This window comes from Paenibacillus sophorae, assembly GCF_018966525.1.
Taxonomy (GTDB): Bacteria; Bacillota; Bacilli; order Paenibacillales; family Paenibacillaceae; genus Paenibacillus_AQ; species Paenibacillus_AQ sophorae.
On record NZ_CP076607.1, the window covers coordinates 5,291,282 to 5,314,612 of the forward strand.

The following is a 23,331-nucleotide window of genomic DNA, read 5'->3' on the forward strand; positions in this document are numbered from 1 at the left end:
CCCCAATCTCTCTCGAATCAGCCCTTTGCCTGCTCAAATTCCCCAATCTGTGCGCGGCAGAGCTCCAGCATGTCTTCCCCATTCAAATAAGCTTTATACCAGGCAGCGGTCTGAACCAGTGCGGTATCCAGATTCCATCTGGGCCGCCAGCCAAGCCTAGCCTTTGCCTTGGAGCAGTCGAGCTTCAGCGCAGCGGCTTCATGGAGCTGATGATCGGGCACAACCTCATAAGCTGCTCCCTCTCCCCATAAACGGCAAAAACGGCTGACCACCGATTCCACACTCTGCGCATCCTGTTCCTCCGGTCCGAAGTTCCAGGCTTCCGCATACCTCACTCCCTCTTCATACAACCGCTGAGCCAGCAGCAGATAACCGCCAAGCGGCTCCAATACATGCTGCCAGGGGCGTACCGAATGTGGACTTCGAATGACCAAGGGAACCTCATTGCAGAAGGCTCGGAAGCTGTCCGGGATAAGCCTTTCACCGGCCCAGTCTCCGCCTCCGATCACATTGCCGGCTCTTGCGGACGCGATAGCCACTCCATGCTCCTCATACCGGCTGGGGTTAAAAAAGGAATCCCGATACGAAGCGGTGACGAGCTCGGAGCAGGCTTTGCTGTTGGAATAAGGATCAAAGCCGCCAAGCCTGTCATTTTCCCTGTATCCCCAGAACCATTCCTTGTTACTGTAGCATTTGTCCGTTGTAACGTTAACAACCGCCTTAATCCTGCCTCCTTGGGCGTTGTTCTGGCGCACCGCTTCGAGTACATGTACGGTTCCCAGCACATTAACCGCATACGTATCCACCGGCCGCTGATAGGATTCCCTGACAAGCGGCTGTGCGGCGAGATGAAGCACGATATCCGGATTGGCATCATGCATTGCCTTCTGCAGGCGGGCGGCATCCCGGACATCTCCTGTGATTGAAGTCAGAAGCTGACCGGCCTTGCTGCATTCGTACAGGCTGGGATCAGTCGGCGGCGCATCGGAGTAGCCGGTGACTTCCGCTCCGAGTTGATGCAGCCAAATGGACAGCCATGAGCCTTTAAAGCCAGTATGGCCGGTAAGAAACACCTTTTTACCCTTCCAAAAGTTCACTTTTTCCACGGAGCATTCCCCGATTTCCATAATTGGTCCAAATAATTCTTATCTCTCAAAGTATCCATTGGATGCCAAAAGTCTTCGAATTGAAAGCCCATTAAGTGGCCCTCACTGGCAAGGCGCTCCAGCGGCTCCTGCTCAAATACCGTTCGGTCTCCCTCGATATATTGAAATACTTGCGGCTCGAGCACAAAAAAGCCCGCATTAATCCAGGAGTTGTCGCCTTTGGGCTTCTCCCGGAAAGCCTCAACCCGCTGCTGGTCATTAAGCTGCATCGCTCCGAATCTCCCTGGTGGCTGGGTTACGGTTACTGTAGCCAATTTGCCGTGGCTGCGGTGGAATTTGAGCAGGGCGCCAAGATCAATCGAAGAGAGTCCGTCACCGTAAGTCATCATAAACGTCTCCTCGCCGACGAACTCGGCAATCCTCTTCAACCGCCCTCCGGTCAGCGTCTCCAGCCCCGTATCCACCAATGTAACCTTCCAGGGCTCCGCCTTGCGCTGATGAATCAAGACTTCGTTATGATTGGCATAATCGAAAGTGACGTCGGAATTATAGAGATAATAGTTGGAAAAATACTCTTTGATTACATTGCCTTTATAGCCAAGACAGATCACAAAGTCGTTAAATCCATAATGGGAATACATTTTCATGATGTGCCATAAAATGGGCTTCTCGCCGATCTCGATCATCGGCTTCGGCCGTAGGTGTGATTCTTCACTGATACGCGTGCCGTAGCCGCCTGCCAGAATTACTGCCTTCATTCCAAGACATCCCCTTTCAGGATTTACGTGAAAATTATCCTCTCAATACACTGTTTAGCACATCCATCAGCGCGACCTGATCATACCTTCTGACAAGAAGATTCCGGGAAAATATTTTTCGGGTCCACTCCCGTTCGGACAGGCCGCGGCTCCTCAAATGGCATAAATTAAGATGAAGCGCCCATTCTTCGGGAGTGGGGTCAATCCCCATTCCGTTCAATAAATCCAGACGAATCCGATCCGCTTGCCAGATCTGCTCCAGGCTTTTGGTTCTGCTGAGCTGCTGATCATGATAGCGGTAATGCAAATAACATTGATTCAGGTTGGCTATACGAGTGATTGCTGAAAGCCTGGCCCAGAGATGATAGTCTTCCGCATACTGATAATTGGGGTCATACGGCCAACCGTGAAGCTGGTCCAGAACCCGCCTTCTCATCACTACGGTAGGGTGTGCGAGGCAGCAGTTGATCAGCAGTGAACAAGCAACAATATCCGGATCGCAAGGAAGCGTGGTATTGGATACTCCGAACCTAGGAGAATCCATTATCCGGTACTGTGTACCGCAGACCCCGATATCGGGGTGCAGATCCATAAACTGAATCTGTGCCTTGAAGCGATCCGGCAGACTGTAATCGTCCGCGTCCATTCTGGCAATGTATGCTCCTGAGGCGGCGTTCAAGCCGCAATTAAGGCTGGACACAATTCCGCTGTTCGACCCGTTATGAATCAGTTTGATGCGGGGATCGGAATATCGCTCAAGAATCTCCAGGCTGTTGTCGGTAGATCCGTCATTAATGACGATCAGCTCAAAATCGGTGTAACTCTGCTGCAGGATGCTCTCCACCGCTTGCTCCAGAAAGCGGGATGCGTTATAGACTGGCATCAGGACAGAAAGGTTCGCCATCCACATCTCCTCCTCTTACAATAGATTCCTGCGGAAGGATTATAGCTATGGACAATTACACCGGGGAATCCGCATATTTTGACCGGTTTGGGCATGAGGATTATTTAGAGTTATAGGCGGACTCCGTATGCAGCGGCGAAATGGGAATCATATGATGTCATAGTCCATATACAAAAGCTTAGTCAGGAGGGTTCTCCATGAGAATTCTGCAAGTCGCGCCAAATCATGAAACGGTCCCTCCCCCCAGGGATGGAGGAACGGAACGCATAATCTATGAGCTTTCCCAAGGGTTGGCCCAGAGGGGACATGAAGTTATTCTCTATGCTCCATCCGGAAGCCATATTTGGGGAACCGTAATTAACTACCCGTTTTACGGAGATGATTCCATCGGCTCTTATATAAAAGAAAATCTCCCGCAAAACATTGACATTATTCATGACCATACCTTTGATTCTGCGCTCAGCCGTATTGAAGTAAATGTTCCGTTAGTGCATACCATTCATCTGCCTGTCTACAATCCCGTCCATTTTCCAATATATGTAAGCCGCAGTGCCAGGGAAGTGATAGGCGGCGGATACGGATTTGATGTGCACAACGGTATTGTTCCTGAAGAATATGAGTTCAGCTATGAAAAAGAAGATTATCTGCTCTTTATGGGCAGAGTGGTCCGGGAAAAAGGAATTCTCGAAGCGATGGATCTTGCGGAAATGACCGGACAGCGGCTCGTTATAGCCGGACCGCTCCATGATGAAGAACTGTTTTATCATGAGATTTCTCCCCGGTTGAACCGCAATCCCCTGCTCCAATTTGTCGGCCCGGTCGGCGGAAGAGTCCGCCAGGATTTGTTAAAGCATGCCAAATGCCTGCTTTTTCCTATCCAGTGGGCGGAACCGTTCGGGCTTGTACTGATTGAGGCGATGGCCTGCGGGACCCCTGTACTTGCTCTCTCGAAGGGTGCCGTTCCGGAAATACTGGAGTTCTTTCCCGAGATGATGTGCGAGTCATTCGAACAGATGGCAGGAAAGCTTTACTATTATGAAGCCCCCTACTCCCCTGATCAATTAAGACACTATGTCGCAGAACGGTTCTCGGTATCCAAAATGGTTGACGGCTATCTCTCTCTGTATCAACTGGCCATCTCAGAGTATTGGGGAAAATAGGAGGGATTGTACATGTATGACGGAAGTACATTACATTTTGATGGCAACGAATGGATTAAGTTTCAGAGGACCTGTGAAATCAGCAATACCTTTACTTATGAATTTTGGGTAAAAGCGGAAGAGGAACAGATTCTGGACGAAGAACGGAATACAGGGGCGGACGGCATAAACGGAAGAAAATATTTGGTAGGGCCGGATTTCTACCCGGCAGGAGCCGCGGGCTGCGGAATCTCCGTGGGCACGAACGGCATCTCGGTGTTTGAGCATTCCGTAAATCATCTTCCCGCCAGGCTCGTCTTGGCGCATGATTTCTCGGATTGGCAGCATGTTGCCGTTGTCTCCGACGACAAGAAGCTGCGGCTGTATATTAATGGAGCCTGGATAAAGGGAGAAAGCATGCCCAGTAATGTCGAACGGGTCATTCCCTCACTCGGGCTTGGAGGACATATGTACGGTACTTTTAATGGCCAGGTCCGGGAGTTTCGCTTATGGTCCTCGGCCCGGAGCGTGGAAGAGATCCAAGATCACATGTTTTCAAGTCTGGATGGCGATGAGGCCGGTCTTTATTTTTACCGCGATCCGGGCAGAGGCATTGCGGTTAGCAGGGGGATCAAAAGAAATTTTGCGGCGAGCGTGATTATGCCTTCCTATAACCGCTGCCCTTCGAACTATTTTTCTCTGCTGAGTCTGGAACGGCAGCAATTTCCGCTTCAGCAGATGGAGGTTATTTTTCTGGATGACGGCTCTACGGATCCTACACCTGTCGTTTACTACTCGGTGTATCCGGAATATTCATTTATTTATGTGCAGCAGCTTAAGAGCAGAGGAAGATCCAAAATCCGGAACATCGGAGCAAGTATTGCCACAGGGCATACCCTGCTGTTTGTGGATGCCGAGATGATATGCGGACCGGATTTTGTCACGACTCATGTAGGCCACCATCAAAGCGGAGAACGAAAGGTCGTATCAGGGGCAATGCGCTGGAGACGCATATATACGATGACCGATCCCGGCTATTCTTCGGAGCAGAAGTCGGCTATGAACGCATTGTATTCCGGCCATCCGATCGCCGCGCCTATCATTGAGCGATTTATACAGGGGGACCAGACACCGGTGCAGCTGCTCCCTTTTGAATTGATGTTCGATACCGGTCACCTTAACCAGTGGAGCAGCATGAACGATTACTTCGAGACCATACTGCAAACCTATGGCAGCAGATTTAAACTGTTTCACTACGCCTGGTTGAATCTGATAACGAATAATGCCTCGATGACTAAGCATTTTTTTGATGAGCTCGGCGGCTTCGAGGAACATTTTGAGGGATTCGGATGGGAGGACTGGGAACTTGGGTATCGCGCGGCCCGAAGAGGAGCGGTATTCATCCATGATGACGCGGTGATTAATTACCACCAGGAGCACCCGATTTCCCAGAGCAATGCTCTGCATTCCCGGTTTAACTTCTTAAGATTCTATGAAAAGAACCCTCACGAGATGGAGATCAAATTATTCGTTCTTACCATGGTGCCTGACTATGTGACTCTGCCCGTCCTTAACGATTATTTGACGGATTATAACAACATCCGGACGATATACAAGAACCGGTTCGGGTCCTTGAATCATTACTTGCACCGGACCTTGGACCTGCTGATCGACAGCTTACGGCACAAGGATGCAGTCACCCTGCCCATTCCCCGTTCGATATCCTGGCAGGAAGAAGAGGCGGCGGTCTATGAAGATGTCGCCGCGATCAAAGAAATTGGCGCATTTCCCAAGCTGCTGGAGATGTTCGAGCGAGTCTCCAAATACTATTATTGACCTGATGCTGCAAAAAAGCCGTGACGCGTAAAGCGACACGGCTTATAAGAGGATACGGCGTCAGTAAGAACTGCCGCGCCCAAATACCCACCCTGTCAATCTGTAAACTGCCCAGGCAAACATCGTTACGGCCATCATATCGAAGCAGACATTGAACAGAAACAAATGCTTGCCGATATCCGCGCGCCCGTCGCCAAGGATCGGCACCAGGAACGCAAAGATGCCAAGTAGTCCGAGCAGCATCATCAGCTCGCAAGCCACCCGCTGCCGCCGGTCCGCACTGCGCAGGTATTCAAATAACGCCCCGGCATAGTAAACGGCGTAGAATATGATCAGAAATGCGAGATTATGCGGCAGCACATTATTTTTAAATTGGCTCCATGCACTGTATGTATAGGCTAGAGCGCCTGGCGGCTTATTGTCCGCCTTCTCGTAATTTCCGAGGTAAGAGGGGCGAATCGCCATACTGTTCGCTGCCGCGTAACGCATGTTGTCCAGCAGACGGCCGGGATGCTTCAGATAGAACAGCAGCACATCCTTATGGGAAATCCGGCTGTAAAAGTCGGGAACGAGCGAAGGATCATCCTGTTTGATCGCTGTGCCGCTCTCGAAAAAATTCGTGCCCGCCAGCACCTCCAGCCGCTCGGGCAGCCCGAGCTCCCTGAGATCCCCTTTTACATCCGGCGAACCGTTCAGAATACCGTAGAATACCGTCTGGTACAGATTGATATGCTTCAAATCCTTGGGTGCAGCGGCGTACATAATGACGGAAATAAGAAAGATGGCAACCGAGAAACGGATCGCCGCTTTGCGGAAGCCCGCAGCCCCCTGAAGCGACGCGAACCGCAGAAAGATCAGGGCGAAGGCGACGCCGATCGGCGCGTTCTGGATTTTGGAGCAGGTCAGGAAGAAGACGGCGGCAAAAAAGAGCCACAGGTCCTTGACCGCCGGATTCTCTTTGAAAGCAAGCCTGAGCCCCAGCGCGAAAGTCAGCAGCATGAATACGAGAGAGACTGGCTCGCCGAACAGCGAATTGAAATACGCGAGATAGCCGATGTCATAAAAGACAAACAGCAGCGCTCCCGCCAGCAGCAGTCCCGTAATATATGAGCCGCGGGCGTTATGCTTGACCAGCAGCCAGGTCGCCGCGAGCAGCAAAAACCCGTATACCGCCGCCAGCAGCCGGATGTCAAACCAGCTTCCGTGGAACAGGCCGCCAAGCAGCCTTGGCGCCAGTACGAGAAAAATTTGCGAAGAGGGATAGAACCCCCGAAACAGATCCTCATACGCGAACCGGGAATGGCTGTAGCTGAAAAAGCGGTCTTGATACGTCTCCGAAGCGTTGTAATAATTCAGGCCGATCGTGTTCATCATTCGCAGAAAGTCGCCGTTGTCGGCTACTCCGACGAACGGCCCGAGGAACAGCAGGCCGAGCAGCAGGCCGAAGCCCGCCGCCATTGCCAGAACATGCGGTTTTAACCATCGTTTCATTATAAATTCTCTCCCAGCTTCTTCTTCATCGTTCAGCCGTTGTACAGACTCCTAACGTTTTGGCAGCAGCTTCACATATTCGTCGGACAGGCTCATCCATTGCAAAATATACTTGTAGTCCCGCTCATACCTGGCAAAATCGGTGACGGGCTGGAGCGTCTTCAGCGAGACGGCCTCGCCGTCCTGAAAGCTTTTGCCGGGAACGAACAAAATATCGTCATTGAAAAAAGATCCCGAAGGCAGATAGTATCTCATGCCCAGCACATTATGCTGTATATTCAGCAGGTCGTGTCCGAACGGCGTAACCCCTTCATTTTTCAGCGATATCCCCAGCAGATTGGCCAGGGTAGGCATGATATCAAGCTGTCCCCCCGTCCGTTCGACCGTCTTCCCCTGCTTCGAGCCGGGCATGTGAATGATAAGCGGAATATTGAAGCGGCTGATCCGGTTGTCGTATTTGATCCCAAGCGCGCCTTCCACCTGCTCCGGCGGAACATCCTGCGGCTGAAGGCCGAAATGGTCGCCGTAAAACACCAACAATGTGCTGTCCCACAGCCCGTTTTGCTTCAATCCGTCAATCAGCGTGCCGATGGCATAATCGGTGTAGTTAATCGCGGTCAGATAATCGCCGAGCATGGTGCCTTGGAGATTGCCCGGTACGGTTATTTTTTTGAACGAATCCGGAATTTGAAAAGGGTGGTGGCTGGATGCCGTCACGAACTGGGCGTAAAATGGCGTCCCTTGCCGGCTTAACTCGGCCAGCTTCTGCACTCCCGTAATATACAGCTGTTCATCCGAAGCGCCGAAGGCGTTGAAATGATCATTCTTAAAATACGGTTTGTCGTAATAGCCGTTAAAGCCAATCGCGGCGTACAGCTCCTTGCGGTTCCAGAAGCCGACCTTGTTGACATGGAACGTATAGGCTTCATAGCCCTTCTTCTTCAGTACGCGCGGCAGGCTCGGCAGCGTCCGGTCACCGAACCCGGTGGACATAGCCAGCGAGCCGATAGGATAGATCGACGTATTGCTCATAAATTCGGCGTCCGAGGTGTTGCCCGGACCGATCTGCTGGAAGACATGGGGAAAATAGAATCCTTCGTCCGCCAGCTTGTTCAGATTCGGCGTAAGCTCCTGCCCATTCAGCGACTGATGCAGCGGGAAATTCTGAAATGCCTCCATCTGCACGACAATGACATTCTTGCCTTGCATAGAACCGAAAAAATTCGCGGACGGCGTGCCGGAAGGCGCTCCTCCGTAATTATAGGAGGACTCCAGCGCCTCAACCTTGGCAATCGTATCCTTGATGTTGCCGGTACCGACCAGTTCATTGTTCTGACGCTCCCGAATCGCGGCCACGACCTCGTAATTCAGGAAGCCTGCGCTTTCCGCCTGCACCAGCTCGTTCGTGATTCCCGCTGAGGCATGAATCGAATAGGCGGACAACGATCCTCCTCCGATAATCGAGACTAGAATAACGGCCGGATATACGCCCCGAAACCTTGGCGGGGCATAAGCCGAACGCGTGTCTCTTGCGCCTGTCTTCCCTCTGCGGAACAAGCGGTAAATCACATATACGGCAATGTCCGCAAAGAACAAATAATCGACAATCTGAATCGTCGACTCCACGCTGTCCCTGATCTGAAACACCTGGTTCAGCTCATAAAGGGCCAGATAAGTCGGCACCGAGCCGAAATGATTGAAATACACACTTGATGCGAACAGCAGCAGCGACAGTGCGCCATTAAAAATCCAGAATGCGGCGGTCTTAGCTCTCGTTGGCACCACAACAGCCAGGATTCCCATCAGCAGCAGTACCGGCGCGGCATCTGCCAGCACCCATTCCCAGGCGATCCGGTCGAAGAACAGCATCCGCAGCACCAGCAGCTTCAGCACCAGCAGCACGGATACCAGATAAAACCGGCCGCCGTTCCCTATTTTTCTCCTGTACATGCTTACCCCTCTTACTCGTTGAAATAGTGTACTACCCATTATAGTCAAAATAATGCAAACCTCAAAGGAGGTTCGTTATCCGCTTAGACTTGACGCAGTGCACAGCCAAACGATATAAAATTATACATGAGGTGAGAAGATGAGCGAGAAGACATTTGTGCTGGCGCCAGATTCCTTTAAAGAGAGTATGACGGCAAAAGAAGTATGTATTGCGATGGAAAAAGGGCTGCGGAAGGTCTACCCGGCGGCTAATTATATTCATGTCCCGATGGCGGACGGCGGTGAAGGAACGGTGCAGTCGCTTGTCGATGCCTCGGGCGGACAAATCCATTATATAGAGGTTACGGGACCGCTCGGACAGCCGGTTACCGCCAAATATGGCATTCTAGGCGACGGGACAACCGCGGCAATCGAAATGGCGTCCGCAAGTGGAATTCATCTGGTGACCGAGGAAACCAAAAATCCTTTGATTACGACAACCTATGGAACGGGCGAGCTGATCCGCGAATGTCTGGATCAAGGAATCCGGAAAATGATCATCGGCATCGGGGGAAGCGCGACGAACGACGGCGGCACAGGCATGGCCGAAGCGCTTGGAGCCAAATTTCTGGACGAGAAAGGGAATCTTCTTCCCCGAGGGGGAGGCTATCTGGACAGGCTGGCCAGCATTGATATTTCTTCGCTTGATGAACGGCTTCGCGAGACCCGGCTAATTGTAGCCTGTGATGTTACGAATCCGCTGTGCGGGGAACATGGCGCCTCTCATGTGTTCGGTCCGCAAAAAGGAGCCACGCCCGAGATGGTACGCAGGCTGGATGCCAACCTTGCCCATTATGCGGAGGTCGTGAAACAGCAGCTCTATAAAGATGTGCGGGACATTCCGGGAGCCGGAGCGGCCGGCGGTTTGGGAGCGGGCCTGTTGATCTTTACGCAGGCGGTGCTCCGCAAAGGCATCGAGATCGTCGTTGAATATACCCGCTTAAAACAAAAGCTGGCTGATGCGGATATTGTGTTTACCGGGGAAGGCGGCATCGATTTTCAGACCAAATTCGGCAAGACCCCTTATGGGGTAGCCCGCGCCGCCAAGGAAAGCGGCAAAAAGGTGATTGCCATCGCCGGATATGTCGGAGAAGGAATCGATACCCTGTATGCGGAAGGCATCGATGCGGTATTCGGAATTGTCCCGGGCGCGTCCGGCCTGGAGAAACTGCTGGCGGAGGGTCCGCAAAATGTGGAACGAACCTGCGAGAATATCGCCAGAGTGCTTAAATTAAGTGAACAGGCATAATCGGAAAGGAACGGGAAAACTCATGGAAAATATGAAAGCGCCAGCCGCGAACCCAATCAAGGTGATTGTCACGGGCGCAACGGGCATGGTCGGGGAAGGCGTTCTGCATGAATGCCTGCTGGATCGCGATGTGGCAGAGGTGCTTGTGGTCGGCCGCAGACCCTGCGGCATGTCCCACCCCAAGCTGAAGGAAATCATCCATGCCGATTGGTTTGATCTTACGTCCATCAGGGAGCGTCTTGCCGGATATGATGCCTGTTTCTTCTGCCTGGGCGTTTCCTCCGTCGGTCGGAGCGAGGCGGAATATTCGCGGCTGACCTACGACTTGACGCTGCATGCGGCGGAGCTGCTTGCCGGATTAAATCCGGGAATGGTGTTATGCTACGTTTCGGGGGAAGGCACGGACAGCTCCGAAAGGGGCCGGAGCATGTGGGCCCGGGTGAAGGGCAAAACCGAGAACCGGCTGCTGCGCCTGCCCTTCAAGTCGGCCTACATGTATCGCCCGGGCTATATTCATCCGACCAAAGGTTTGCGGAATATCCATCGCTACTACTACGCTTTAACTTGGCTGTACCCGGCGCTGCGTATTCTCTTCCCCAGTCATGTCATTACGCTGAGGGAACTGGGGCAGGCGATGATCAGGTCAGCCGTTCACGGCGCGGACACTTCCATCCTGCACAGCCGGGATATTGCGGCTTTGGCGAAGCGGTGAGCGGGCGGGCGTGGCGGGTAAGAAATAAGTTCAGTTAATACGGTTTCGGTTGGACTCCGAAAGTGACCCATGAACGGGTATCAGGATTATTTTGTATCATAGAATAAAAATCCCCATATCGCTCCCGAGATGTTGTAAGAAATCGTCATATCCGGACCTCCCGGCTTGGTAAATGTGGCGGTACCGGGAGTTTCCGGACTTTTCTTTAATTGATGATCCGCAAGCGAAAGATGTATGCCGTAAGCCGAAGTCAGAGCTTCCGCCGCCGATCGCAGCTTCTGCTCACTGACCGCCCGCAGTTGTTTGTCTCGCTCGGCCTTCGCCGAGGGGGAGTCAGACTTCCCATCGAACAGAGTACGGTCGCTCACCCCGTAGACAACCCGGACCAAGGAGTCCATCGTAACGGAGGCCTCGCCGCTGAAACGCAGCGTCAGCAGATCCGATGTTCCTTTAACCACGCGGTAGGCTCCGGTCAGAGAAGGATTTCCCCTGTTCTTGTTCATGATCTTTAAATCCTTGATTCCCGCTTCGACCATTGCAGGGTCTATGGTTCCGACGTCCGTTTCGAAGCTCATCATCACAATGTTCCCGTTGATTAATTCGACCCGCGCGTCTGCTGCTCTGAATGTGGTTCGAATGGCTACCGTTTTATCTTTGGCGGCGTCATAATTGACATAACGCGAGGCGGAATAAGCAAAGCTTCCTTTATACCCTAAACTTGCCATCGCCACTCTCGCTCCTTCACTCAATTTCTTTTCAATCTCCCCGGGTTTAAGCGAGCTGTTAACCTGCGCCCGCACCATAGTTCCCGTTTCCGTGCTGATCCATATATATGCGGTATTGTATCCCTTGCGGTACGAATAGCGTATCAGCTTCTTTTTGGGTAAGTGCTCAGCGTTCTCCAGCGGAAGAGAGATTCCCAGCATTTCCTGCATCGCCTTATCCGCCGTATTCCTCATATCCGCTTCCTTAACCGCTCTCGAAGCAGATGAGGACACGTTATCTGTTCCCCGGTAGCCGGAGAGAGGGCCATCCGCTGCCGTCCAGCCCAGTCCGGCGATTGTCAGCGTAATGCAAACGGCAACGGCCGTTTTCGTATAGGGGCTTCTTGATCGTTCCCGGGCCGCTTGAGACTGGCCCTCGCGGATCGTCCGGATCACATTCTCCGCATGCTCCGCCGTAAATCCGCGCTTTTCAAAGGGGCCGCTCCCCGCCTGTTCAACCCATTTCGGCTTGTTGTCCATTATTCCATCTCCTTCAGCTTGGTTTGAACTTTGCGGCGGGCGCGATGAAGCCTCGATTTGACGGTTCCCTGCGACCAGCCGGTGAGTTCCGCGATATCTTTTGCCGACATCCCATACTTCAAATCGAGCACAAGCGCTTCACGGAAGCCTGCGGGCAGTTTCATAATCACATCCCAGATTTCATTGACATGCATGCTGCTGAAATACTGCATTTCCGCCGAAGCCGCAACTACCGCCCCTCCGCCTGCATTCACCCCAATTTTCTCCATTCCATCCGGCAGCGCGGCGATGTCTCCCCACAGGCTTTTTCTGAAAAAACGGGATTTTCGGTAGGAGAACACGGCGTTGCGCGCAATGGAGAACAGCCAGGTTTGAAAAGAAGACCCTCCCCGGTACGTTTCGATGCGGTAATAGCATTTCACAAACACTTCCTGCGCCAGCCCATCCGCCTGCTCGCAGTTTGACGTTAGATAATAGATGTAATTCCAGACGTCGCCGCCGAAACGCTCCATCACAGCCCGCAGCGTATCTTCGTCCATACTGTCTGCGTCTTTCAGTTCATCGAAATTCAATGTGTTCACCTCACTGGATTAGACGAAGTCACAGCCGCCTCGGTTCCCAGTTACCGGAAAATAAAAGCGCAGCCGCATTCATACCATATACAAATGGAAAAGGATGAAGTAAGATGATGGCATTCTTTTTCACCTAAGGAGGATAATCAATGGCGCAAGAAAACGCAAAAACGGTCCCGCCGGAGGACGTGACCATTAATGGTTTTGGCATTGAACTGAACGACAAACATAAAGGGCGCATTGACAACTATGTAGAACTTTATGAAAAACGCATCGTCGCCCATCTGGATGAGGAATACAGCAAGAAAACGGGCATTGGCGGAAAATTGGCCGACCGCATCGCCGCTTTCGGCGGAAGCTGGAAGTTTATCATTTATTTCACTAGTTTTCTGGCGCTGTGGATTATATGGAACGTGCTCAGCTTTACCCGGCATTTTGATACGCCGCCGTTTATTCTGCTGAATCTATGCCTTTCATTTCTGTCCGCGTTCCAGGCGCCGGTCATCATGATGAGCCAGAACCGGCAGGCCGCACGGGACAAACACGAGGCGATCATTGACTTTGCGATCAACTACAAGGCGGAGCAGGAGATCGACGACGTGCAGGGCCATCTGCACCGGATTGAAAATGAGCTTCAGGAGCTGAAGGCCCTTCTCATGAACCAGCAGGAGAAAAGTATAAAGTCCGAATAAGCAAAATGGCTTCGCCGTACTACTGGGGCGGCAGCTCTCATTCCGGGTACTTCTGAATAATCAACACAGCATTATGCCCGCCAAAGCCGAATGAATTGCTCATTCCGATGTGCAGATCCTGGATTCGGGCCGTCTTTGGAACGTAGTCCAAATCACATCCCGGATCGGGCTTTTCCAAATTTATAGTGGGCGGGATTACGTTTTCCTCCAGGCTTTTGACCAGAGCGATGGCTTCGGCTCCTCCGGAAGCGCCGAGCATATGTCCTGTCATCGATTTGTTGGCCGTAACCGGAATGCGGTAAGCCGCTTCTCCGAACAGGGCTTTAATCGCGTTCGTTTCGGAAAGGTCGCCCACCCCCGTGCTGGTCGCATGCGCGCTGATGACATCGATGTCCGTCGGTGAGAGCTTGGCGGCTTGCAGAGCCAGCCTCATTGCCTGATGAGCTCCTCTTCCTTCAGGGTGGGTTGCCACCATATGATAGGCGTCTGAGCTGTTTCCGTAACCAATAACCTCCGCGTAGATTCGCGCATTCCTCCGCTGCGCATGGGTGAGCGACTCAAGAACGAGAATGCCCGCCCCTTCGGCTATCACGAAGCCGTCCCTTTCCGCGTCAAACGGTCGGCTGGCCCGAGTGATGTCCCCATTTCGGACAGATAAAGCATGGGCGTTGCCAAAGCTGGCAAGCGAAAGTTCATTGATCGCCGCTTCCGCTCCCCCGGCTAAGATAACGTCCACCTCGCCGAACCGGATGGCCCGAAAGGCTTCACCGATTGCCGTATTGCCCGTGGAGCAAGCCGTAACCGGAGAAAATGTGGGGCCCATCGCGCCATACCGGATACTGATTACAGCCGCGGCCATATTGGAAATCATCATCGGCACCAAGGTCGGGCTCACCCGATCCGGTCCACGTTCGAGCAATACTTGATGCTGGTCAAGCAATAACTCCATGCCTCCGATTCCCGAGCCCACATATACACCGAACCGTTCCCTGTCCATATCGTCCAGCTTCAGTTCCGAATCGGCCAAGGCCTGCTCGGCGGCCGCGACCGCGAATTGGGTGAAGCGGTCCATACGCCGCGCCTCTTTGCGGCCAAACAACGCGTCAGCGTCAAAATCCCGGACAACGCCTCCGAACCGGGTCTTAAAGGCGGACGTGTCAAATGCATCAATCGCAGATATGCCCGATTGGCCATTTCGCAATTTACTCCAAAACTGTTCCACATCGTTACCAAGAGGAGAAACGACACCCATGCCGCTTATGACGACTCTTTCCATTATGAATCCTCCTTCATTTCACATCCACCGTTATCATGTCACGGAAATTATCCTATTACAAGTTGTTGTTTAAACTAGTATAATAGGTGCTATGATAACGAGTAATGGAGGGATGATTTATGAATGCCGAGGCCAGACTGGAAGCGTTATCCGTCTTCCTGAAATCGCAGCGCGCCAAAATTTCTCCCCTATCGGCTGGACTGCCCGGGGGCACCCGCAGAAGAACGCCGGGACTTAGACGGGAAGAAGTGGCTCAGCTTGCCGGCGTAAGCACAACCTGGTACACCTGGCTGGAACAGGGCCGCGACATCAAAGTATCCGTCTCCGTTCTCGACAATATCTCCAAAGCCCTCCGGCTTACCGCAGACGAACGGAAATATTTGCATTCGCTCGCGCTAGATACACACACCGGACCTGAGTTTCCTCCCGAAACTCAATCCGAAATCCGCCCTTCACTGCTTAAAATTATAAGGGAGTTAAAATATTCGCCAACGATTGTAACGGACCGCCGGTGCCAAATTGTCGGCTGGAATGAAGCCGCAAGACATGTGTTCCTTGATTTCGAGCAAGTTCCCGCTGCGCAGCGGAATTTAATCAGGCTGTTGTTTGCCCGCAAAGAACTGCAAAGGCTTGCCGTGAACTGGGAGGATTTTGTCGGAGGCTTTCTCGCCATATTCAGAACTTATTACGGGCAATACGTTGATGACGAATGGTATACCGAATTCATCCGCGATATGGACGCAAACCACCCGGATTTCGACCGCCTCTGGCAGCGCAGCACGGTGAACAATGCACCCGACGTGTTAATCGAGTTCCGGCATTCCAAAGCCGGCAAAATGCTGTTCGAGTTGACTTCAATGCAAGTCCACGGCAGCGCCGATTTACGGTGCATTATCTATACTCCGGCGGCCAATGGGACAGAGACAAAGCTCATGAAGATGATTCAGAAGCTATAAAACTTTAACATAAAAAGACCGCGCAGTGCGCGATCTTAATCCACTCATCAAAGTGTCTTAACCATGATAAAATCCGTTTGTTTTTCATCTCCCATATAAAAGGAGTGGGCTCCACTCTCGACAAAGCCCATTCCATGATAAAATTGGATTGCACCCTCATTTTTTTCCCATACGCCTAACCAAACCTGCTTTTTATTCTGCTCTTTCGCAATTTCTATGCCTTTTTGGATAAGACGCTTCCCCAGACCTTGCCCTTGAAATTTTCTGTTTATATAAATCCTCTCGATCTCAAGCGCTTCGCCAGCAATATTGTCTGAGTGGGCTTCATTGACATTAACCTTTAAATAGCCAGCCAGCTCTTCATTACTATAAATAAAAAAGAAAGACGAACTGGCATTAGATAATTCTTGTTCTAATTTCTCTAAATTAAATGCTCTTTCCAAATAGGATTTCATATTTTCGGGCGTATTCAAATCTCCAAAAGTATCATTAAATGTTTCATAACTTATTTCTTGAAGCATGCGTAAATCTTCTATCGTGCACTTCTTCATAATAATTGTCATATTAGTAGATCTCTCCTATAGTTAATCGATATCATTTCCGCCATTAATTTTGTTGCATTTACAACAAAAATGATTTAACTTATATTATCATACGACTATTAATTTTGACTAGTCTGGTTTTGATAAATCTAGAAATGGACTGAAAAAATGGATTCAAAAGAGGAGAGAATCTACTAAATAATCATGAAAACGTCGGGTAAACCGAAATATATATTTTATGGATTGGGAATCTTGATACTAACCCTTGGTGCTTCTTTCACTATACAATCAGGCCTTGGAGCATCGCCTTTTGACGCGCTTTTGGTCGGGCTATCTCTGAACGTGGGTCTTACTGTGGGAAGCTGGGAAATCATCATAGCTTTAATACTGATTGGCTGTAATTCATTGTTAAAAAGACAAAGACCAGAATTATTGGGTCTGCTAACCGCCCTGATAACTGGTCTTGGTATTGATACATGGCTTTTTTTATGGCGTCATTTGTTAATTCCGGAACTATGGTTCAGTAAACTTGTTTGTTTTGGCATAGGCTTAATCGTTATAGGGATAGGAACCGCAATCTATTTACACACAAACTTTGCACCAATGCCGGTTGACCGTTTAATGCTAATCATTCGTGAATTAAGTGGAATGAACATACTCCTTTCAAGAACATTCATTTATATTCTCTTTTTGACAATGGCAATCCTATTCGATGGACCAATCGGCATTGGGACTCTATTCACCGTTTGTTTAGGAGGTCCGATTCTTAGTTGCTTTATGCCAAAATAACCCATTACCCCAGCGGCGAGCGGGCCAGCAGTCTTTGAATGGAACGGTCCGCCTCACGCAGCACGGTATCTTTATCGACCGTCTTCAGCAGACCCCGGTCCATCAGGATTTTACCGTTGATGATCGTGCTCTCCACGTCCGCGCGCGTCGCCGAATACACGATCCGGGAGATCGGGTCCGCATCAAAGGAAGGGAACGTATGGAAGTTGTACAGGTTCAGGATCGCCAGGTCCGCTTTCTTGCCGACCTCGATGCTGCCGATTTCATTTTCCATCCCAACCGCCTTGGCTCCGCCGATTGTCGCCATCCGGAACACGGATTTAGCGTCCATCGCTGTCGGCCCGTGCAGCGGCTTCTGGATTAGCGCGGCCAGCCGCATTTCATTGAACATATCAAGGTTGTTGTTGCAGGGAGCGCCGTCCGCGCCAAGGCTCACCGAGACATGCTCGTCAATCAGCCCCGGCGTGTCGGCGATGCCGGACGCCAGCTTCAGGTTGGAGCCCGGACAATGGCTGACATGCACGCCCCGCTCCCGCAAAATGCGCCGCTCCTGCTCATCCAGCCAAATGCAGTGGGCCAGAATGAGCCGTTCGTTCGCCAGCCCGATATGATCCAGGTACACGATATTGCGCATACCGGTCATAGCCTGCACAATTTCGATCTCCCCCTGATTCTCGGAAGCATGGGTATGCACTTTAACCCCGTAACGCGCCGACAAATCACGGACCTCGGTCAGCAGCGGCTCGGTGCAGGAAATCACAAACCTCGGGGAAAAAGCGTAGCGGATGCGCCCGCCGTCATACCCGTTCCATTTTTCCAGCAGATCCACGCTCTCCTGAAGCGAGGCCGCCGTATCCTCCTGAAGCGCCTCGGGCACATCCCCGCCCTTCTGGTCCATCATGACCTTGCCGGAGAGGGCGCGGATACCGCTCTTTGCAATCGCCTGAAACGCGTAATCCGTATGGTGCACCGTCTCCATATCGACAATCGTCGTCGTCCCGCTGGAGATCAGTTCCCCGATGCCGAGCATGGCGGAATAATAGAGCGACTCCCCGTCATGCGCCGCTTCGAGCGGCCAAATACGCTTGCGCAGCCAATCCATCAGCTCCAGATCGTCCGCTTTGCCCCGAAACAGCGTCTGGCATAAATGAATATGCGTCTGCACGAAGCCGGGGATTATGGTCCGCCCCGTGGCGTCGATCACCGTCTCTCCCGCAAGCGGTGCTAGGCCGCTGCCGATTTCCGCGATCAAGTCGTCCTTGATCCGGATGTCACCGCGCAGGATTTCCTCCTGTTTGTTCATCGTGATGAGTTCCGCGTTTTTGATCAAAATACCACTCATGACTTGTTCCTCCTTGAAATAGCTAAAATTAAAAGCAAAAAGGCCACAAAGACATGCCAAGGCATATCTTCGTAGCCAGAAATTTACGGTTTCCGGTAGAGACCCTTAATCCAATCATTAAGGATATACGAAAAGTGTTTAAAATTCTTATGAATACCCCTATCTTAATTCAGGGACTGCATCATTGTCAACACGAGTGAACTAAATTGACATTCCCCTTGCAACTTGCAGCAAAAGCAGACAAAACCTAACATAATCGACAAAGTCATAGTGACTAAATGGCTATTCATCCTGCCGCATTAGGTTTAAAATAACATGGATATCCTTGAAAAGGAGTGTAAACCAATTGAAAAACATTGCATGGATTGGAACGGGGCACATGGGGCTTCCCATGGCCCGCAATTTGCTGAAGGCGGGCCACAGCCTGCATGTTTATAACCGGACGGCGGAAAAGGCCGAGCCGCTCAGAGGGGAAGGAGCCGTCATTTGCCGCACGGCGGGGGAAGCCGCCGCAGAAGCCGATCTGATCTTTCTGATGCTGACCAAAGGCGAAACGGTCCGGGAGGTTCTGTCGGGAGAAGAAGGCGTTCTTGCAAAGCTCCGTCCGAAAGCTGTTGTCGTGAATATGAGTACAATCGGCCCGGAGGAAGCCAAGGAATTCGCCCGGATTACCGGTGAAGCTGGAGGAATTTATGTAGATGCGCCCGTATCCGGCTCGGTAGGGCCCGCGGTGCAAGCGCAGCTCGTCATCCTGGCAGGCGGAGACAGCGATGCGGTTGAGGCTTGCCGGCCTTATTTTGATAAACTGGGAAAAGCGACTATCCATTTCGGAGATGTCGGAGCGGGCAGCTCCGCCAAATTGGCGATCAACCTGCTGCTCGGCGTGGTTGCCCAAGGAGTGGGCGAAGCGCTGCTGTTTGCGGAAGCGTCCGGACTTGACCGTGAATTGGTGCTGCGGATGATTAGTGAATCAGCCGTATCCACGAAGCTGTTCGAGGGCAAAAAAGAAATGTATGTAAAAGAAGAGTACCCCTCTGCCTTCATGATCAGCCTCGTTGCCAAGGATCTAGGGCTGCTGACAGATGAAGCGCGCCGTGCGGGCATCCGGCTGCCGCTCGCCGAAGCTGCCGGGGAAACGTATGCAGCCGCTGACCGGAGCGGCAAGGGAGCGATGGATATGGCGGCCGTATGGCTGCAATTGAAGTAGAACACTTAAAACCCCGTATACCTTTTTTATGGTAACGGGGTCTTAAGTCTCCTCTTGGCTATGCAATTTAATTATATCCTCCTACAACAATCCATACTTTTGACATGGTACATTTTTCGATGATTCCATGTTACCTGATTTCCAATCGGCTTGACCGCTTTGGACAATCGCTTCAGAATTGTTTTCAAATTTTACTTACCTTTCAATCCTTGTACCCCGATTTCGGAGTACTTCACCGAAATTCCATGCCTTGCATATGGGTGTTCTTCGGTTCCCGCGTACACGATTCTCGCGAAAAACGTTGTCACTTCCGTTTTCCTTATGTGCGATTATCGTACATTGTACGCTTCGCTAACCTTTTCCAATGGAATCCCGCTCCTTTCTCACAAGACTTTCGCCTTGTTTTGAAACAGCTTCTTCCTTCTTCCATGGTTCGCCTGGATTTTTCGGACAACATACCTATTGGTCTGCTTTAACGATTCATAGATTCGTCTGTGCTTCGCCATTGCTTCCGCTTAAACGGCTCATTTGTCTATCTTTGCTTATGCCAATGGCTTCCGCTTAAACGGCTCACGATTCCGTTTTGGGCTTTACCAATTGATCTGCTCAGATAGCTCATTTGTCCGTTGCCGCTTCACCGACCGGTTCGCTCAAACAACTCATGGTCCCGTCTTGGCTGTGCCAATTTTAGGTATGCACCGATTGCCTAGCCCATCGGAGGTAGTTCCCTTCCTTATATAAAATAAGGAATTCGGGATTATCACCTTCCGCCGCTGTAAGAAAAATGGTGGGCCGCTGAATTTCAAAACATTCGCTTTAGAGCGTTATCCATCCGGCTCTTTTTTTCGTGCAGCTCTTCTGGTGATGTCTTTATTATAGACTACTTATCTAAAATTTTAAAACTTGATATTGCGGACTTTTGCGTCTTATTTCCCGGTATTTGGGCAGCAGCTGTGATTATCCGTATATTGCTTACGCTTTCATTTAATATGTCGGGCTTACGCCTGTTTTCTATGAAAGTGCTTTCATTGTAAAAAGGGAGGTTCCTTTTCATTGATACTTTCAGAAAAAAATCTCTACCCGGCAGACGCCAGAATCTTCTCCATCACGGGGAAATTAGCCGTCCGTCCAGGGAATTTGACCTCGCCCCTAATCTCGTAACCGAGACGCCGGTACAGCTCTAGCGCCTTGGCGTTTTTGGCGTATGTATCCATTCGGATGCTCTTATATCCTTGTTCAGCGGCAAAATTCTCGGCAAACGCAACCAATCGGCGCGCGATTCCTTTTCCCTGAACCCGAGGATGAACCGCAAGACGGTGCATGATCAAATTGGGCCCTTCCGGCTGTACCCATTCGATTTCCCCATACTGCTCGGCCTGATTCTCATCCAGCACTAAAATTGCGGCAGGAGCCCCGTCCTCTTCCCACACATACAGCGTTCCCCGCTCTATGTCCTCAGTAATAATTTCAGCGTTCGGATAGCTTTCATCCCACTGGTCGCTTCCGCCCTCCCGCATTACCCGTATGCATTCGGCAATCAGCGCCATAATCTGCTCAAGCTCTTCTATTCTTCCTTTTCTGATGTCATGCTCCACGTTCCCGCGCACCTGCCTCTTTTGTCTGTTTCCTGAGTCCACAAAACTCAGCCACTTGACAGTCTACCACAGATGACGGGAAAAGCTGAAATCCATATAATATTTTCGCATAAGGGTACGGTGAAGCGGCGGCGAAAGGGGGCTCTTTCGCCGCCGCAATCCTTCATTTGAACTCCAGCTTATGTCCGTCCTCAAAGCCCTTGGCGAACCCGGTATCGAATCCGACGTCGTAGGCTTCATTGTAGCCCTGCTGATAGGCGCCATCGGGCGGCGTTTCCGGAGCAACGCCCGGTTCGGGGGAGAGCGGTACAACTACCTGTTCAGTCTCCGCCGGAGGAGCGGCGGGCACGGGTTCCGGTACTGGCAGAACAGCGCGCCGATGGAGCCGTTTCTTTCTGCGTAGTTTGACGCCTCTTTTCCGAAGCCGTGGACGAAGGGGGCGGCCTAACCGTTTTTTACGGCCCTTAAGCGCTGTTCCCTTGCGGATTTTACGGATTTTGCGGACCTTGGTCTTCCGCGAGAGCAGCACCTTGCGTCTGCGGGCCGTTTTCCCCGTACGCGACGGCTTACGGCTTGTTTTCTTCATCTCTGTCACTCCTTCAGTGCTGCGTGCATGCCGCGATACTCCAAAACACAGGACGATGCCAGCCATGGCGCGGAGGGAATTCCTTCTTTGTGTCTATGCAGCGAAATGCCGGTCATCATCCGGCACATGGCGCTCTGGTATTCGCTGAGAACCCTGACATTGTCGCACAGCTTGCGGGCTGCGAGCTCCGAATGGCCGGTCAAATCTGCTATGGTTTCCAGAATAGCCGCCAGCGCCGCCTGACTGCGGGCAATGGAGCGGATCATTTCCAGCTTGACGGCGCGTTCCGAGAGCTGCAGCCCGCTCATTTCTCGTCTTCTCCGAAGCTGAACCCGCCTTCGGTCAGACTTCCGAAGCCTCCGCCGCCTTCCTCTTCCCCGGTATCTAGCATGGCTTTCAAATTGCTGCACAGACCGTTCTCCAGTTTGGTTAATCCCTCCACCAGTTCAACAATCGCGTCATGGATGGTGAGTGATTCCTTTAACTGGTCTTCGTGCGTATCGAACGCACGGGGATGAATATGATGGTGCGTCCACTCCTTTACCTTCTCCGCCTCTACCGCTTTGGCTTCCAGGATCATCGCGATATTCCACTGGATGGTGGCGGTGGATTCCAGCATTTTCAGATAAGCTTCTTCTCTGCTCATCGTCCGCCTCCCGCTATTCTTCTTCCTGGCCGTTCAGTTCCTTGATAACTTTGCCCACCTGCTCGGCCACCGCCTCCTGAAGATCGGCGAATGCGTTAAGATAGGCGATAATATTCTTGTTCACCTGGCCCGCGCTTTCAATTACTCCCGCACTGCCGCCGAATTCCGGCTCCGCATCCGGCAAATCATGGACGATTTGCGCCATGCGGACAGCCACGTGGCGCTCGGCGTCAAGAATGCGAGCCATCTGTTCATGCGAATGGGCCATGTGCTCCAAGATTTTGGTGATTTTATTCTGCATGATCATGTCTCCTTTGCTTAGGCGCCCTGCTACAACATATGCGGCGGAGGCCCGGTCGGTTACGGGGAAGCAAAGGAATGGCGGAATTCGGCCCGCAGAGGAAAAAAGGCGAGCACCCCAGCTTGGAGCGCCCGCCTTCCTCTTTCATTTGTAATCATTTGGATAGTACATAGGTTCTTGGGTAGAATCCGAATTTTTCATAAAAAGGCAATGCCTCATCATTCCCGAACAATACTGAGATCGCAATATTCTCAATGCTGTTTGTCTTAAACCAGCCAAGCGATAATGTCATCAGCTCTTGACCAATACCACTGCCTCTGAAATCTTGCAGAACAAAGATAGAATCCAGCTCCCCCCGGTTTCCTCCAGTTATTGAACAGATTTAGTGTCGCAGTCCCC

24 protein-coding genes and 1 riboswitch are annotated in these 23,331 nt (G+C 51.6%); of the genes, 8 read left to right on the top strand and 16 right to left on the bottom strand.

Annotated elements, in window-relative coordinates; translation table 11 throughout:
• Window positions 1–17 precede the first annotated feature (17 nt).
• Genes rfbG through KP014_RS25635 form a run of 3 tightly spaced genes read right to left on the bottom strand, consistent with a single transcriptional unit; the run spans window position 18 to window position 2,768 of the window.
• A complete protein-coding gene (gene rfbG, locus KP014_RS25625; protein ID WP_051500678.1) occupies window positions 18–1,127 on the bottom strand; it encodes a CDP-glucose 4,6-dehydratase in 1,110 nt (369 codons plus the stop codon).
• Window positions 1,094–1,864: a glucose-1-phosphate cytidylyltransferase gene (gene rfbF / locus KP014_RS25630; protein ID WP_036604742.1), complete on the bottom strand. Its 771-nt coding sequence runs from the start codon at window positions 1,862–1,864 to the stop codon at window positions 1,094–1,096. The genes rfbG and rfbF overlap by 34 nt, the downstream gene beginning before the upstream one ends.
• A gap of 34 nt (window positions 1,865–1,898) precedes the next feature.
• The gene (locus KP014_RS25635) at window positions 1,899–2,768 is read right to left on the bottom strand and encodes a glycosyltransferase family 2 protein (protein ID WP_051500679.1); all 870 of its coding nucleotides are present in this window, start codon (window positions 2,766–2,768) and stop codon (window positions 1,899–1,901) included.
• A 197-nt stretch (window positions 2,769–2,965) separates the two neighbouring features.
• On the opposite strand from KP014_RS25635, the gene KP014_RS25640 reads away from it, so the two are divergent.
• Entirely contained in the window at window positions 2,966–3,928 is a 963-nt protein-coding gene (locus KP014_RS25640; RefSeq protein WP_036604744.1) for a glycosyltransferase, read from the top strand.
• 12 nt (window positions 3,929–3,940) lie between these two features.
• Window positions 3,941–5,743, top strand: coding sequence for a glycosyltransferase (locus KP014_RS25645; RefSeq protein ID WP_036604746.1), 1,803 nt, complete (start codon window positions 3,941–3,943; stop codon window positions 5,741–5,743).
• 60 nt (window positions 5,744–5,803) lie between these two features.
• On the opposite strand, the gene wsfD is transcribed toward KP014_RS25645, so the two are convergent.
• Window positions 5,804–7,234, bottom strand: coding sequence for a glycan biosynthesis hexose transferase WsfD (gene wsfD / locus KP014_RS25650; protein ID WP_090834282.1), 1,431 nt, complete (start codon window positions 7,232–7,234; stop codon window positions 5,804–5,806).
• 51 nt (window positions 7,235–7,285) lie between these two features.
• On the bottom strand, window positions 7,286–9,184 hold the full coding sequence (locus KP014_RS25655; protein ID WP_051499894.1) for an LTA synthase family protein: 1,899 nt from the start codon (window positions 9,182–9,184) through the stop codon (window positions 7,286–7,288).
• A 139-nt stretch (window positions 9,185–9,323) separates the two neighbouring features.
• Between KP014_RS25655 and KP014_RS25660 the strand changes: the two genes are divergently transcribed.
• Together KP014_RS25660 and KP014_RS25665 are read left to right on the top strand one after the other, a co-directional pair.
• Window positions 9,324–10,472 carry a glycerate kinase gene (locus KP014_RS25660; RefSeq protein ID WP_036594054.1) on the top strand — a complete coding sequence of 383 codons (1,149 nt, stop codon included), beginning with the start codon at window positions 9,324–9,326 and terminating at the stop codon, window positions 10,470–10,472.
• 22 nt (window positions 10,473–10,494) lie between these two features.
• On the top strand, window positions 10,495–11,184 hold the full coding sequence (locus KP014_RS25665; protein WP_036594057.1) for an NAD-dependent epimerase/dehydratase family protein: 690 nt from the start codon (window positions 10,495–10,497) through the stop codon (window positions 11,182–11,184).
• An 86-nt stretch (window positions 11,185–11,270) separates the two neighbouring features.
• Here the strand turns inward: KP014_RS25665 and KP014_RS25670 are convergent, their stop codons facing one another.
• The gene (locus KP014_RS25670) at window positions 11,271–12,428 is read right to left on the bottom strand and encodes a hypothetical protein (protein WP_036594060.1); all 1,158 of its coding nucleotides are present in this window, start codon (window positions 12,426–12,428) and stop codon (window positions 11,271–11,273) included.
• Window positions 12,428–13,009 (bottom strand): RNA polymerase sigma factor, encoded by a 582-nt coding sequence (locus tag KP014_RS25675; RefSeq protein WP_246590585.1) that lies wholly within the window; start codon window positions 13,007–13,009, stop codon window positions 12,428–12,430. The genes KP014_RS25670 and KP014_RS25675 overlap by 1 nt, the downstream gene beginning before the upstream one ends.
• A 140-nt stretch (window positions 13,010–13,149) precedes the next feature.
• On the opposite strand from KP014_RS25675, the gene KP014_RS25680 reads away from it, so the two are divergent.
• Window positions 13,150–13,692, top strand: a complete 543-nt coding sequence (locus KP014_RS25680; RefSeq protein ID WP_036594063.1) for a DUF1003 domain-containing protein — start codon at window positions 13,150–13,152, stop codon at window positions 13,690–13,692.
• A 37-nt stretch (window positions 13,693–13,729) separates the two neighbouring features.
• Here KP014_RS25680 and fabF read toward each other — a convergent pair whose 3' ends face one another.
• Entirely contained in the window at window positions 13,730–14,968 is a 1,239-nt protein-coding gene (fabF, locus tag KP014_RS25685; protein ID WP_036594067.1) for a beta-ketoacyl-ACP synthase II, read from the bottom strand.
• A gap of 119 nt (window positions 14,969–15,087) precedes the next feature.
• On the opposite strand from fabF, the gene KP014_RS25690 reads away from it, so the two are divergent.
• Entirely contained in the window at window positions 15,088–15,924 is an 837-nt protein-coding gene (locus tag KP014_RS25690) for a helix-turn-helix transcriptional regulator (RefSeq protein WP_036594069.1), read from the top strand.
• Window positions 15,925–15,971: 47 nt separating this feature from the next.
• Here the strand turns inward: KP014_RS25690 and paiA are convergent, their stop codons facing one another.
• Complete coding sequence (gene paiA / locus KP014_RS25695) at window positions 15,972–16,487, bottom strand: spermidine/spermine N(1)-acetyltransferase (protein WP_036594072.1); 516 nt, start codon at window positions 16,485–16,487, stop codon at window positions 15,972–15,974.
• Window positions 16,488–16,670: 183 nt separating this feature from the next.
• Between paiA and KP014_RS25700 the strand changes: the two genes are divergently transcribed.
• A complete protein-coding gene (locus KP014_RS25700) occupies window positions 16,671–17,255 on the top strand; it encodes a YczE/YyaS/YitT family protein (RefSeq protein ID WP_051499895.1) in 585 nt (194 codons plus the stop codon).
• A gap of 4 nt (window positions 17,256–17,259) precedes the next feature.
• Here the strand turns inward: KP014_RS25700 and KP014_RS25705 are convergent, their stop codons facing one another.
• The gene (locus KP014_RS25705; RefSeq protein ID WP_036594073.1) at window positions 17,260–18,597 is read right to left on the bottom strand and encodes a 5'-deoxyadenosine deaminase; all 1,338 of its coding nucleotides are present in this window, start codon (window positions 18,595–18,597) and stop codon (window positions 17,260–17,262) included.
• A 52-nt stretch (window positions 18,598–18,649) separates the two neighbouring features.
• Window positions 18,650–18,748: riboswitch (purine riboswitch) on the bottom strand.
• Window positions 18,749–18,943: 195 nt separating this feature from the next.
• On the opposite strand from KP014_RS25705, the gene KP014_RS25710 reads away from it, so the two are divergent.
• Window positions 18,944–19,804 (top strand): NAD(P)-dependent oxidoreductase, encoded by an 861-nt coding sequence (locus tag KP014_RS25710; RefSeq protein ID WP_090834281.1) that lies wholly within the window; start codon window positions 18,944–18,946, stop codon window positions 19,802–19,804.
• A 1,076-nt stretch (window positions 19,805–20,880) separates the two neighbouring features.
• Here KP014_RS25710 and KP014_RS25715 read toward each other — a convergent pair.
• The 6 genes from KP014_RS25715 to KP014_RS29450 form a co-directional block, all read right to left on the bottom strand.
• The gene (locus KP014_RS25715; RefSeq protein WP_036594087.1) at window positions 20,881–21,399 is read right to left on the bottom strand and encodes a GNAT family N-acetyltransferase; all 519 of its coding nucleotides are present in this window, start codon (window positions 21,397–21,399) and stop codon (window positions 20,881–20,883) included.
• A 163-nt stretch (window positions 21,400–21,562) separates the two neighbouring features.
• The gene (locus KP014_RS25720) at window positions 21,563–21,985 is read right to left on the bottom strand and encodes a hypothetical protein (protein ID WP_036594075.1); all 423 of its coding nucleotides are present in this window, start codon (window positions 21,983–21,985) and stop codon (window positions 21,563–21,565) included.
• Window positions 21,986–21,990: 5 nt separating this feature from the next.
• On the bottom strand, window positions 21,991–22,293 hold the full coding sequence (locus KP014_RS25725) for a hypothetical protein (protein ID WP_036594077.1): 303 nt from the start codon (window positions 22,291–22,293) through the stop codon (window positions 21,991–21,993).
• Window positions 22,290–22,631 (bottom strand): alpha-helical endospore appendage domain-containing protein, encoded by a 342-nt coding sequence (locus KP014_RS25730; protein ID WP_036594079.1) that lies wholly within the window; start codon window positions 22,629–22,631, stop codon window positions 22,290–22,292. The genes KP014_RS25725 and KP014_RS25730 overlap by 4 nt, the downstream gene beginning before the upstream one ends.
• A 13-nt stretch (window positions 22,632–22,644) precedes the next feature.
• Window positions 22,645–22,932 (bottom strand): hypothetical protein, encoded by a 288-nt coding sequence (locus KP014_RS25735; protein WP_036594080.1) that lies wholly within the window; start codon window positions 22,930–22,932, stop codon window positions 22,645–22,647.
• Between the two features lie 154 nt (window positions 22,933–23,086).
• Window positions 23,087–23,314, bottom strand: a complete 228-nt coding sequence (locus KP014_RS29450; protein ID WP_090834280.1) for a GNAT family N-acetyltransferase — start codon at window positions 23,312–23,314, stop codon at window positions 23,087–23,089.
• Window positions 23,315–23,331: the final 17 nt, after the last annotated feature.